General features: G+C 52.6%; 10 protein-coding genes. 8 read left to right on the top strand and 2 right to left on the bottom strand.

Annotation, left to right across the window (positions count from 1 at the left end; all coding sequences use genetic code 11):
* The first annotated feature begins 64 nt into the window (after nucleotides 1-64).
* Entirely contained in the window at nucleotides 65-1366 is a 1302-nt protein-coding gene (locus AABA21_RS01910) for a dihydroorotase (protein ID WP_338247261.1), read from the top strand.
* Nucleotides 1367-1441: 75 nt separating this feature from the next.
* Nucleotides 1442-2941, top strand: a complete 1500-nt coding sequence (locus tag AABA21_RS01905; protein WP_338247259.1) for a glycosyltransferase 87 family protein — start codon at nucleotides 1442-1444, stop codon at nucleotides 2939-2941.
* Nucleotides 2942-2964: 23 nt separating this feature from the next.
* On the opposite strand, the gene AABA21_RS01900 is transcribed toward AABA21_RS01905, so the two are convergent.
* Both AABA21_RS01900 and AABA21_RS01895 read right to left on the bottom strand, forming a co-directional pair.
* Entirely contained in the window at nucleotides 2965-3834 is an 870-nt protein-coding gene (locus tag AABA21_RS01900) for an alpha/beta fold hydrolase (RefSeq protein WP_338247257.1), read from the bottom strand.
* A 161-nt stretch (nucleotides 3835-3995) separates the two neighbouring features.
* Nucleotides 3996-5348 (bottom strand): MFS transporter, encoded by a 1353-nt coding sequence (locus AABA21_RS01895; RefSeq protein ID WP_338247255.1) that lies wholly within the window; start codon nucleotides 5346-5348, stop codon nucleotides 3996-3998.
* Between the two features lie 301 nt (nucleotides 5349-5649).
* Between AABA21_RS01895 and AABA21_RS01890 the strand changes: the two genes are divergently transcribed.
* The 6 genes from AABA21_RS01890 to AABA21_RS01865 all read left to right on the top strand — a co-directional run bounded on the left by AABA21_RS01890 (nucleotide 5650) and on the right by AABA21_RS01865 (nucleotide 12896).
* Nucleotides 5650-7203: an acyl-CoA synthetase gene (locus AABA21_RS01890; protein ID WP_338247253.1), complete on the top strand. Its 1554-nt coding sequence runs from the start codon at nucleotides 5650-5652 to the stop codon at nucleotides 7201-7203.
* A 604-nt stretch (nucleotides 7204-7807) separates the two neighbouring features.
* Nucleotides 7808-8998, top strand: coding sequence for a calcium/proton exchanger (cax, locus tag AABA21_RS01885; protein ID WP_338247252.1), 1191 nt, complete (start codon nucleotides 7808-7810; stop codon nucleotides 8996-8998).
* Between the two features lie 140 nt (nucleotides 8999-9138).
* Entirely contained in the window at nucleotides 9139-9552 is a 414-nt protein-coding gene (locus AABA21_RS01880; protein WP_338247250.1) for a group III truncated hemoglobin, read from the top strand.
* Between the two features lie 221 nt (nucleotides 9553-9773).
* Complete coding sequence (locus AABA21_RS01875) at nucleotides 9774-10364, top strand: TetR/AcrR family transcriptional regulator (protein ID WP_338247247.1); 591 nt, start codon at nucleotides 9774-9776, stop codon at nucleotides 10362-10364.
* 60 nt (nucleotides 10365-10424) lie between these two features.
* Nucleotides 10425-12005 (top strand): flavin-containing monooxygenase, encoded by a 1581-nt coding sequence (locus AABA21_RS01870; RefSeq protein ID WP_338247245.1) that lies wholly within the window; start codon nucleotides 10425-10427, stop codon nucleotides 12003-12005.
* Nucleotides 12006-12086: 81 nt separating this feature from the next.
* Nucleotides 12087-12896: an SDR family NAD(P)-dependent oxidoreductase gene (locus AABA21_RS01865; RefSeq protein WP_338247243.1), complete on the top strand. Its 810-nt coding sequence runs from the start codon at nucleotides 12087-12089 to the stop codon at nucleotides 12894-12896.
* Nucleotides 12897-12930: the final 34 nt, after the last annotated feature.

Raw genomic sequence — 12930 nt, 5'->3', positions numbered from 1 at the left:
CATAACGCAACGACGTGATGATTTATACTAATCTGGCGATATATTAAGCGAGGAGAATGTAGATATGTTAATCGTGAATGGTGTTGTTGTGCTGGCAGATGGTCCAGTACGGTTAGATGTGCGCGCGCGTGGCGAGAAGATCAGCGAACTGGCTGAGCAACTCGTGCCTGAACCGGGTGAGCAGGTCATTGAAGCCGAAGGAATGATGGTATTGCCTGGCTTTATCGATTCGCATGTCCATTTTCGCGATCCCGGTGGTACGCATAAAGAGGACTTTCTGAGCGGAACGCGGGCCGCGCTGGCGGGCGGGGTTACCACCATTCTGGACATGCCAAATACGCAGCCACCAACCGATAGCCGCGCGCATCTGCAAGAGAAGATGGCACAGGTGGGGCCGAAGGCGGTCGTCGATTATGGCTTTTATTTTGGGGCGACCGATAACAATATCGAGGAGGCGGCCTCCGTAGCCGACCAGGTGGCCGCCATGAAGCTCTATATGGGCTCTTCAACCGGTTCGCTGCTAGTGACAGAGTTCTCGCCCATCTTCCGGCACTTCTCGACCTTTCCGCCCAATAAGCCGATCGCTGTGCACGCGGAGGATGAACAATCGCTGCTCTATTTTGGCGCGCAGGGGAGCACCGAGCACAATCGGGCCAGACCTCCCTTGAGCGCGCAGATCGCGTTGAGCCGTGCCCTGGCCATCGCTGAAAAGGTTGGCCGCCGTCTGCATATAGCCCACACTACAACGCAGCGAGAGCTAGAGCTGATCCAGGAGGCAAAGCAGAAAGGGGTACGCGTCACCTGCGAGGTAACCCCGCTGCATCTCTTCCTGACGGAAGAGGATCAGCAGCGGCTGGGCAATTTTGGCAAGGTCAATCCTCCGCTGCGCAGCAAGAGCGATCAAGAGGCGCTATGGCGCTATTTCGATGTCATCGATACCATTGGTACGGATCACGCGCCGCATACAAAAGAGGAGAAGATGCAGCCCTACCAGAAGGCCCCCTCTGGTCTGACCGGTGTTCAGACTATGTTACCTCTGCTCTTTAACGCCTCACAGGAAGGCAGGGTCGCACTCAGCGAGATCATCAAGCGCTGCGTCACCAATCCTGCGCGCATCTTTGGTTTACAGAACAAGGGTGCGCTGGAAGTAGGTAAAGACGCGGATATCGTGTTGATTGACCCGCAGCAGACATACGAGATCAACAACGAGCAGATATTGTCGAAGTGCGGCTGGACGCCGTTCGCCGGTACAAAAATCAAAGGCAAGATCCAGCAGGTTTTTGTGCGTGGTCAACTGGCCTTTGAGCATGATACCTGCCTGGCGCAGCCCGGTAGTGGCCGGCACGTCTCCTATATTAGCCGATAATCTTATAGATGGTGTTACAAGAGACACATACTCCTTGTAACACCATCTACATATAGTTCTTTGGCGGAGCAAAGAATGGAAGAGATACGGTACCAGTTAAAAACATATGGTCTGTTCTACCTGGGAATAGGTGTTTACGCGCTATTTCTGCTCTCAGTAATGTGGACCGGATGGCTGGATGTCTTCTTTAGCGGTGCCGCTCTGCACGAGGGGGCGAAAGGCATTGATTTTTATCAATTGCTCAACGGGGCCTGGGCCTTCTGGCATGGGGGGAGTCTGACTGGAGACCCGTTGCCTGGTGGAGCGCAGTATGCTCGACCAAATCTTGCCAACTCCAATGTCTATCATCCTTTGTTCACCCTGATTGTGGGTTCTGTGCTGGCCCTCTTCAGTCCAGCACAGTCGCCATACATCTGGCTGGGGATCAAGGCTATCCTGACGCTTCTGCTGGTTGCCTATTTTGCCTGGAACTTTCGTGGACATAAATATATCGGTTTTGCCGCTTTTATCATCCTGGCCAACTTTAGCAGCTACCTGGAACTGGCCGCCTGGCAATTCCATTTCATCTTGAACTTCTTTCTCTTTTTAATGCTGATCCTGTTGGTCAAAAAAGGATCAGGAGTGGGGTCTGGTGTCTGTTATGTATCAGGGATGCTGGTCAAGCCGATCGGTCTTTTACTGGTCCCAACGCTGATTTTTAAAGGACGTTGGAAGCTGGCGCTGATAAGTGGTGGATGCTTTGGGGTCTTGACGCTGCTCTGGACCTTTGGTGGAGTTGGCAAATATTACACTGATAATCTGATGACCAACTTTAGCCTGTCTGGTACGCTGGGTCCCAATCAAATCATTACCCTATCGGCCCTCTTACATTACATAACGCAATGGCCGGATGTTATCTATCACGCCATTCAGGATATGGTGCTGTTTGTGATCATCTTCTTAGGCACGTTGAAAAGGATCGCTCTGCCAAAGGCGGCTCTGCTCTATATGGTTTATTTTCTCTGCTTCTATGAACAGGTATTTGAGTACCAGTGGAGCACCCTGGCCTATATCCTGGCTATCTGCATGGTAACCTGTCCCGAGTTCCAGACCAGGTGGACCATGTTTTGCATCCTTTTGATCGATCTGCCCAGTTGTTTTGTGTTGCTGAACCTGTTTCATATCGATGTTCAGAATTCAGGCTACCTGGGTATGATTCCTGGAGCCACGGCGTGGGAGTGGATGGTGTTGAGCAAATTTGCGCCCCTCTTCCTCTTGCTGGTGAGCGTGTTGGCGGTTGATGTCCGGCCAATCTGGCAACAGTTGCAGGCCTTCTGGAGGGCGTTGCGCAGGGTAAATGAGCAGCTGGACGTATTTGGAGGCGATGTTCCGGTAGCTGTATCGGGGATGCTGATCCAGCCAACGTTGCTCAGATCGAGATCTGAGACGTTGGCGGCCCAACAAAAGGTGCTCTGGGAGCATGTGCCCGAAGATGTTTCGGTCAGGGAGGGGGATGCTCAGCACTCTCAATCGGGGGAGACGATGTCATGTCCGCCCAATCTCCTGGAGACAGAGAACGAGCGGACGGAAACATAGTCATGCCAGCATCAGATGTGGCACTAATTCTGCTGTATAAATGAAGCGATCGCCTCCACGGGTCCTGGATCAACGCCAAAGATGATTGTGTAGTGGTTGAGGTTTGGAAAATCGCTGTACTGGCAGGATGCGATCCCCTGGCAGATGCTATGCGCCGCCCGTTCTGAAAGGATCTGATCGTTCTCATACAGCAACTTCTGACCCGCGCGCAGCAAGAGGGTCGGAGTCTGCACATGTCCCCATTGCTCATCGGGTCTGGCTAGATGTGTGTTCATCGACTCCTCGATAATGCCGGGTAGAGAAACTTTTGAGATGACCGATCTATCAGCCTGCTGGATCACATCGTGTGTGAAATAGAGATCCATGTATTCATTCCAGTAAGAACCCAGATATGAAGCAGCCTTCATGTGCGCGATGTACTCCTCATAAGATGGTGTACTGCTTCCCAGGCGGCTAACAGCGTTTTTCAGCCAGTCTGGTGCCTCCTCCGGCGTCTTCCATGCATAAGGTGCTCCGGCGTCGATCAGGACCAGTTTGCTTAACTTTTCGGGATAATGCGCGGCAAAGTAGAGCGCGATCAACGCTCCCAGTGAATGCCCAATGATCACCGGCCTCTCTAGCTGGAGGGCATCAATCAACTGCGCCAGGTCCGCCGCGTGAATCGGCACGCTGTATCCCTGTGCCGGTTTCTCGCTGTCACCTCGTCCACGCAGATCATAGGCACAGACCCGATGAGATGGCGCCAGGTAGTCGGCGAATGCCTGAAAGCAGAAGGCGTTTGCTGTTAAGCCGTGAATACAGATGACGGGCGTACCCTGTTGGCCCCATTGAACGCAATGAAGGGATACCCCATCAAGCGCTATCTTTTCTTCGCGTACCGGCTGTGTCAACATAAGCGTGTTTCTAACTCCCTGATTAATTTGTAGTGTGGGCTTAGCTCCCCCGGTTGATATTTTGAGATTATCCTCATAAAGGTTTATATCGATATTTTAAACTAAAACGCTCTATCTCTGGTAGGAAATAGAGCGTTTTGATCAGGTTGGCTGTTAGCCGATCAGGCATCCGATGCGGTGACGCTGGCCGGGACAGCTACTTCATCATGATCAAGCTGCGCGTCCTTGTTGGCGTATTCTTTGAGCGCCAGGGCTGACAGGAACGAGATAAGAGCCATCAGAATGATATAGAGTGCCAGAGGCACATAGGAATGGTACTGCGCCACCAGCAGGGTCGCGATGATCGGAGCGGGGCCGCCTGCCGTCAGAGATGCCAGCTGGTAGCCGAGCGAGGCTCCGCTGTAGCGCAATTTGGGGCCAAAGTGTTCGGAAATGAAGGCCGCCTGAGGACCATAAACCGATGCGTGGCAGATGCCAATGGCGAATGCCATGCTGAACACAACCGCCACCGGATTTCTGGTTTGCAGCAAAAGAAAGAAGGGAAACGCGAATACGGCCATCAGCAGCGTCCCAATCATAAACCAGCGCTTGCGCCCGATGATATCCGAGACATAGCTGGCGGTAGGCATAAAGATAAAGGAGACGACGGCTGCCACAATAATGCCTACGTAGAGCACATTGAGAGGGATCTTGAGCGAGGTGACCCCATAGCCTAAAACGAAGGTCGTGAACAGATAGAACGGAGCCTGCTCTCCTGATCGCAGCAGAGCCGTCAGGATAATATCTTTCCAATGATGCTTGAAGGCATCGGCCAATGGGGCCTGGGAGATTCTATTCTCCTCTTTCAATTTAGTAAAGGCGGGCGTATCCAGGATACGCAGGCGAATAACGAGCCCGACCAGGATCAGGACGACGCTCAGGAAAAAAGGAATGCGCCAGCCGAGTCCTGAAAAGGCATCACCTGTGAAGAGCGCGCGCGTAATAATAACAACGATCGCGGCCAGCGCCAACCCCAGTGGTACACCTGTCTGCGGCCAGCTGGTCCAGAAGCCACGGCGGCGGTTATCGCCATATTCAAGCGAGAGCAGGACTGATCCGCCCCACTCACCACCTACGCCCGCGCCCTGCAGAAAACGCAAGATCGTGATCAGTAACGGAGCCAGGATGCCAACCTGGGCATATGTGGGGACCAGGCCCATCAGACAGGTCGAGATACCCATTAATAGCAGGGTAGTGACCAGCACAGATTTGCGCCCGATGCGATCACCGAACCAGCCAAAGAAGGCACCACCAATTGGTCGAGCGATAAAGCCAATGTAGTACGTAGTAAAGGATGCCAGGATACCGGTAACAGGATCGAGAAGAGGGAAGAAAAGTTTATTGAAGATGGTTGCCGAGAAAAAACCGTACAGGAAGAAATCATACCATTCAATGGCTGTGCCAATAGTGCTGGCACTCAGGATGGGAAGCATTTTGCGTACAGTGACGTTCTCTGACGATGAGATCGCCGCCATTGAGACCTCCTGACCCCACTCATCAATGATGAGTAGCTAAACACTACAATACGCGTGTCTTCTATATCAAAGCCACCATTGGCATTGATAGCAGGATTATAGCCAGGTATCTATGAGGCTGCTTACCGTGTTGTATGAATTTCGATAAATGTCGTAAAATATTGTGTTCTACATATTATACAAAAAGTCATGCGGGCATGTCAAGTGGGAGTGTGTTTAGAGCATTTATTTATAATGCAAGCGTGGTATAAGCCATGTGGATGTGGTATGATACAAGAACAGACAGAGAGGGAGGGATTGCATGAATTCAATTGTTGAGGCTACATTTCGGCATGCGCAGGAACAGCCAGAGCGTGTGGCGATCTTTTTTGATCAGCAACGTATCACCTATGACAATCTAGCGTCACGGGTTGAGCGCTTCGCGCAGGCATTGCGGAACCGGGGGCTTCAACCGGGAGAGCGCGTCGCCCTCTTTCTTGGGAACTCGCCTGAATTTATTATCGCCTATCTGGGCGTGCAGCTTGCTCATGGGATTATCGTGCTGGTGAATACACAGTACCGCAAGGTTGAGCTGAGCCATATTCTCAATGATGCTGCCGTGCGTCTGTGTGTGACCAATGAGGCCGGGGCGCAGGAGATAGTACCGCTACAGATTGAGTCACTGCGAGCCTTGATCCTGGTTGAGGGGCCTACCAGCGCAGGTGCTAGCGAGCAGATCTCCCTCTCTGATTTTCTCGCCAATGGCGAGCCTACACCTCAGCAAACGTCTGAAAGCGCAGATGCGCTCGTGTTTCCTGAGGCGAACGACCCTGCTGTGATCGGCTATACCTCTGGCACCACGGGACGCTCGAAGGGAGCCCTGTTGCGGCAGCGTAATCTATTGGCCAACGCTATCGCCGTAACCAGTGCGTGGCACTGGACCGAGAACGACTGCCTGCTGTTGACCTTGCCTCTCTTTCATACACATGGCTTGATGGTCGGCGTGCATGGCACCCTGCTGACCGGCGCTAGCATGGTCTTGCGGCCGAAGTTCGAGGCGGCCGATGTGCTCTCCAAGCTGCAAGACAATCATACCATCACCATGTTCTTCGGCGTTCCCACGATGTATTCCCGCTTGCTGGCGGAAGTTGAGCGTCAGGCGCTCAAGCCGCGCCAGTTGCGCCTCTTTGTCTCAGGATCGGCTCCCTTGAGTCCGCAGGTATTTAACGCGTTTGAGCAGACCTTTGGACAAAGAATCCTTGAGCGCTATGGCATGACTGAGACGATTATGAACATGACCAATCCCTACGATGGGGAGCGGCGCGCGGGTACCGTTGGTGCTCCTTTCCCGGGCCAGGAAGCGCGGGTTGTCGATGTAAAGACACGCCGCCCTCTATCTGCCACAGAGATAGGTGAGATCGAGGTACGTGGACCTCATGTGTTTTCGGAATACTGGCAGCGACCGGATGCGACCGCCGAGGTATTTGATGCCGATGGCTGGTTTAAGACGGGTGACCTGGGTTGGTATAGTCAGGATGGCTACTACACTATTACGGGACGTGCTCGTGAGCTGATTATCAGCGGAGGCTATAATATCTATCCTCGCGAAATAGAGGATGTGCTTGAATCCCATCCCGATATAGCTGAAGCCGCGGTCATAGGGCTACCTGATGTAGATATGGGTGAACAGGTCGTGGCCGTTATTGTACCACGGACCGATCATCGTCCACAGGCATCCGACATCATCGCTTTCTGTCGCCAGCAACTGGCCAGCTATAAAAAGCCACGTCAGATTGTTGTGGTCGATGCATTGCCGCGCAATGCTCTGGGTAAGGTCCAGAAGCATGTTTTAGCCGCCCAACTACAGATCCCATAATATGCGAGGTGTTCAAAATGATCGGGGCAACCTACAACACCTGTTCAATTGGCATCGTGATTGATGTTGTAGCGTGCCATAGGCCAGCTGGCTGGATATCCTGGTCCAGACAATGCCCCGGAGTATGCTTCAGGGTGCAATAGTGACAGTGGCGACTGATCGTCTGGCACTCTACACACACATCGACTAATCGTTGATATGTGTGTAATCCATCTAATACATAGATAGACTTTTTCGCGAGGTTCTCTTTCCTCCCACAATAATAACACCATCTAAAAAGGTACTTCAATTTGTTACTCCCAATTCTCTAGCTACAAATTTGAAAACACTTCACCTTTAATACGTATAAACAAACCTCGACATGGACAGTGCATGACTATAGTTTCTCTTGGACTAAAGAACTCCAACGAACAGATTTTTGTCATTGCCTCCCTGCAAAGCGCATCACCGTTTATTAGTTCATCAGTGCATGCACCTTTTGAGAGTGATAGCTCGTGTATAGATAAAGTAGTTATCCAGATATACTGAGCAGGCTATTGGTTCATGTTATCAATAGTTATAGTTGATGGGGCCAATATTTTAACAGAGAGGTTCTTTGACATAAATGACTCGCTGGCTTTATATATTATTAGTCGCGGTCCCGCTGGCGGTGGGCGCCGAGTATATGCACGCGTCGGCCCTGATCGTTTTTGTGCTGGCCGGATTGGGGTTAGTTCCGCTGGCTGGTTTAATTGGTGTTTCGACTGAAGCGCTGGCCGAGCGCATGGGACAACGTATCGGGGGATTACTCAACGCAACCTTTGGCAATGCGGCAGAGATCATTATCGGCCTGGCGGCTTTAGCAGCTGGATTGCCCGAAGTCGTGCGGGCATCTCTATCCGGCTCAATTATTGGCAATACGCTGCTGGTACTGGGCATGTCGATGTTCTTTGGTGGGTGGAAGTACCGCGAGCAGCAATTCAGTTCCCGAGCGACTGGACAGTACGCGGCCATGCTGGTGCTGGCCGTTATTGGTATGGCGATTCCATCGCTACTGGCTACCATTGGTGAAAGCACCCGTCCTGGTGAGCAGGTGGTGCGTGGCAATCAGCTGCACCTGGCCAGTATTGGGATCGCGATCGTCTTGCTCATCTGCTACGCAGCGTATATAGCCTATTCCATCTTTGGTTTACGGGCGGCTGAGAAAGATCTTTTGATAAATCCCACCGAGGAACTGAGCCAGGAAGTAGAACTGCAACAGTTGAGTGAAATGGAGACCGCCATCACCACCCATCGAACATCCCCTGCTGGCGCCAAAGCTCCCTGGTGGACTCTGTTGGGAAGAAAATGGAGGACCGCCATCTGGCTTCCCATTGTTGTGCTGGCGCTGGCCACGGCCGGAACGGCCGTTTTGAGTGAGATCCTGGTTGGTGCCATTGATCCTTTGACGAAGCAAGTCGGACTCAATCCATTTTTTGTCGGCCTGATTATCTTGCCTATCGTCGGCAATGCAGCCGAGCATTTCTCGGCCGTCTCTTCTGCGCGTCAGAATCACATGGAGATCTCGATGGCGATTACGGCCGGATCATCGATTCAGATCGCTTTGCTGGTGGCGCCCCTGCTGGTATTGGCCGGTATCATCATTGGCACTCCCCTTGACCTCAACTTCTCTCTCTTAGAGGTGGCGATGTTTGCGCTGGTCGCGGGACTGTATACGGTTATCAGCCTGGACGGCATCTCCACCTGGCTTGAAGGATTGTTGCTCTGCGCGTTCTACCTGATTCTGGCGGTTGGCACCTTTTTTGTGCCCGGTTAAATACAAAGAGAAGGGGCATTCACCCTATTTACAATCTTATCTCAATCATCCATAATTTTATATGCCGGGCTATGTTTGTGAGCGATCCCGGCCCTCACTGATAAATACACAATGTAACTAGATATATAAGGGATCACAACTTGGAGCCAACACAGAAGAAGGATATCGAGGGTCGCGCGGATATCGCGCGCCTGATCCGTGCCTTTTATACCCATGCCATGGCCGATGAATTGATCGGCCCCTTTTTTACGGAAATTGCCGCCATCAATCTGGAAGAGCACCTGCCTGTTATGTATGATTTCTGGGAAAATCTTTTGTTTCAGACCGGGGGATATCGTGGGGGCATGATGCAGAAACATTTTGCTCTGGATGAGAAGAGAAAACTGGCCCCCGAGCACTTTGAGCGCTGGTTGGAATTGTTCGAGCGCGAGGTCGATCGACAATTCCAGGGTCCAAAGGCGGAAGAGGCGAAGCGGCGGGCTCGTTCCATCGTCCCTTCGATGCAAATAAAGATGAATCGCTACTTTCTACCAATGTCCTGGTTTACCAATTAGAAGGAGATGCGCTCCTGGGAACGAGGCTGCTGCGCAGCAAGTTGGGGCAAGCCCGACACCTACGTTTTTGTGCATGTGCCAGGGCGAGGTATGAACATACCTCGCCCTGGCACATGCACATTATTTATAACTTGACTTGTGTTCAAATTTGAATTATATTCAAATGAGATGATGTGATTGAGCGCATGTTCTGGGATGTTTGAACCGTATAGGGGGTAAATATGGGACGGGAGCGCATATCACGGCGCCAGCGGCTGATCGAAGTTGGTGTAGACCTGTTTTGCGATCGATCATATGAAGAGGTGGCAATTGATGATATCGCGAATGCTGCCGATATTTCAAAGGGCCTCCTGTACTACTATTTTCCAACCAAACACGATTTTTATATCGCCATCGTGCAACATGCCGCATCGCAACTGCTGGCGGCGACCGAGTCCAATCCAGATCTGGAGCCGGTAGAGCGCCTGCGTAGCAGTCTTGACGCTTACTTTATCTATGTAGAGCGCCATGCCAGGGCTTATATTTCTCTGTTGCGTGGAGGGGTAGGCGTGGATGAGCAGGTGGCGGCCATCATTGACATGGTGCGTCAGACGTATATACAGAATATCCTCCAGAGCTTTATGCACGATCCACAATCTTCTGCGTTATTCGCGATCGCTGTCAGGGGATGGATCGGTTTTGTTGAAGCGACCAGTATCGCCTGGCTGGAGCAGCACAGCATCAGCCGAGAGGAATTGTGTGAGCTGGCTGTCTCTGCCTTTGCCCTGGTGATGCAGCATAGCCAGAGCCTGCGAACTTTTCATACCGTATAATGATGAAGAAGAATTGTCTCCTCCACAAGGATGCGACTTAGAATATGGGAGGCTACTACGATGTTTCATGTGCGCGCGAGTAGAGACGCTCGTCCGGTATCGATTGCCGATCGCTATCCCTTCGCAGATTTTACTTTCCGCTCAACAAATGACAATTCGGTTCCGCACACCCATATCGCTATTCTCGGCACCGGTTTTTCCGGACTGGGTATGGCTATCCAGCTTAAGAAGCACGGCTACAACGATTTTATGATTATTGAACGGGCTGGTGATATCGGGGGAACGTGGCGCGACAATACCTATCCTGGCTGTGCCTGTGATATCCCATCGCTGCTCTATTCTTTTTCCTTCGCGCCCAATCCCAATTGGACCCGGCTTTATCCTCAGCAGAAAGAGATTCAAAATTACCTGCGTCGCTGCGCGCGCCGTTTCGGTATCCTGCCGCATATTCGCTGGCAGAGTGAGCTGGTGGAGGCGGTCTGGAACGAGGATGAGCAGCGCTGGCACATCACGACCACGCAGGAGCATTTCACGGCCGACTTTTTTATCTGCGGTAACGGGCCATTGAACGAGCCGTCTCTGCCGGCGATTGTGGGAATTGAACAATTCGAGGGCACCATTTTCCATTCATCGCAGTGGCGACATGACTACGATCTGACGGGCAAGCGCGTGGCCGTCATCGGAACGGGTGCCTCCGCGATTCAATTTGTGCCGCAGATCCAGCCGAAGGTAGCGCATATGACGGTTTTTCAGCGTACGCCTCCCTGGATCGTGCCGCGCATGGACCATCCTTTCTCTGAGCGACAAAAGCGGCTCTTCCGCCTGCTGCCCGTGGCGCAGCGGCTGGCTCGCGCTAGGATCTATCTGCGAAATGAACTGACCGCGCTGGGACTCGTGTATCGACCGGAGGTGATGAAGAGGGGAATGGGTTTTGCGCAGGAACACCTGGCCCGACAGGTGCCAGATCCAGTGTTGCGCGCGAAGCTGACGCCTCATTACGCGATGGGTTGTAAACGTATCCTGGTCTCCGATGATTTTTATCCGGCGCTGGGCAAACCGAATGTGGAACTGGTTACCGAGTCTATTCGTGAGATCAGGGCCCATAGCGTGGTGACGGCGGATGGACGTGAGCACGAGGTAGATACTATTATCTGTGGTACCGGCTTCCACGTTACCGACGCGCCTTTTCCCCAGCACGTACGCGGTCTCCACCAGCAGACGCTGGCTGAGAAGTGGAACGCCAGCCCGACCGCCTATCTAGGCACCACTATCGCGGACTTTCCTAATTTCTTCCTGTTGATCGGCCCCTATACTGGTCTGGGCCATAACTCGATGATCTATATGATTGAATCGCAGATCAACTATATCCTGGACTGCCTGCGCAAGATGGAGCGCCATCATGCCCAGTCGATAGAAGTTTTGCCAGAGGCGCAGGCGGCCTTCGACAATGAGATGCAGCGGCGCATGCAGGGGACCGCCTGGACCTCTGGTTGTGCCAGCTGGTATCTGACATCCAGCGGCCGCAACACTACCATCTGGCCTGGCTTTACCTTTGAATTTCGCTACCGCACGCGTCGCTTTGATTGGAAGCATTATTCGCATGCCGCACATCCAAGCGCCGTACCTTCCCCATCATCGTAGGCGCGCCCCTCGCGGGCGCTTCTTTCCTCGCCTCTCTAACATGTAAATTATTGTGAGCAATGATGCTAGGAGTTTGTATTTATGAAGATTCAGCTTGGAAATGTTGTCGTGATTACCGGAGCGGGCAGCGGTATCGGGCGTGCGCTGGCCCTTAATTTCGCCTCTAAAGGATGTACGCTGGCCCTGGCAGATATCAATGCTAAAGGTCTGCAGGAGACGGCTGACATGGTCTCGGTCCCCAATTCCACCCATGTACTGGATGTGGCGGATAATGATGCCGTGCAGGATTTCGCCACCGCCGTCATTGAGCAGCATGGGAAGGTCGATATTTTAATCAACAACGCGGGCGTAGCTCTGGGTGGAACGGTTGAGCAGGTCTCGGTAGAACAGATTACCTGGCTGTTCAATATTAATTTCTGGGGCATGGTCTATGGAGTCAAGGCCTTCCTGCCGGTATTGAAGCAGCAGCCGGAGGCACATATCGTCAATCTCTCCAGCGTCTTTGGCCTCTTTGCTGTTCCGGGACAGGCCGCCTATTGCGCCAGCAAATTTGCCGTGCGTGGCTTTACTGAAACGCTGCGTCAGGAACTGGCGCGCACCTCTATCAAGGTCAGCTGCGTCCATCCCGGTGGCATCAAGACGAATATCGCACGCAACGCTCGCTTTGAGTCTCTGTCGGAGAAAGAGCAGCAACGGGGGCGCGCCTATTTTGAACGCGTGCTCAGGATGCCGCCGGAACAGGCTGCCGACATCATCGTGCGCGGCATCGAGCGCAACGCGCCCCGCATCCTGATCGGTCGCGAAGCATATATCATGGATATCACGCAACGGCTCTCACCCACAAGATATCCAGCTCTGATCAAGCTATTTAATCGTTTGATGCCTTCTTAGTCGAGCTGTTCTGATTGTGGACGAGATATGTGGA

The sequence above is a fragment of the Dictyobacter halimunensis genome (assembly GCF_036245075.1).
This window is presented reverse-complemented; position numbering and strand designations above follow the sequence as displayed.

What these genes read in the sequence shown, in the direction of transcription:
- AABA21_RS01865 (WP_338247243.1), top strand. Translation starts at nt 12,087, where the DNA reads ATGAAGATTCAGCTTGGAAATGTTGTCGTGATTACCGGAGCGGGCAGC.
- cax (WP_338247252.1), top strand. Translation starts at nt 7,808, where the DNA reads ATGACTCGCTGGCTTTATATATTATTAGTCGCGGTCCCGCTGGCGGTG.
- AABA21_RS01890 (WP_338247253.1), top strand. Translation starts at nt 5,650, where the DNA reads ATGAATTCAATTGTTGAGGCTACATTTCGGCATGCGCAGGAACAGCCA.
- AABA21_RS01900 (WP_338247257.1), bottom strand. Translation starts at nt 3,834, where the DNA reads ATGTTGACACAGCCGGTACGCGAAGAAAAGATAGCGCTTGATGGGGTA.
- AABA21_RS01875 (WP_338247247.1), top strand. Translation starts at nt 9,774, where the DNA reads ATGGGACGGGAGCGCATATCACGGCGCCAGCGGCTGATCGAAGTTGGT.
- AABA21_RS01905 (WP_338247259.1), top strand. Translation starts at nt 1,442, where the DNA reads ATGGAAGAGATACGGTACCAGTTAAAAACATATGGTCTGTTCTACCTG.
- AABA21_RS01910 (WP_338247261.1), top strand. Translation starts at nt 65, where the DNA reads ATGTTAATCGTGAATGGTGTTGTTGTGCTGGCAGATGGTCCAGTACGG.
- AABA21_RS01870 (WP_338247245.1), top strand. Translation starts at nt 10,425, where the DNA reads ATGTTTCATGTGCGCGCGAGTAGAGACGCTCGTCCGGTATCGATTGCC.
- AABA21_RS01895 (WP_338247255.1), bottom strand. Translation starts at nt 5,348, where the DNA reads ATGGCGGCGATCTCATCGTCAGAGAACGTCACTGTACGCAAAATGCTT.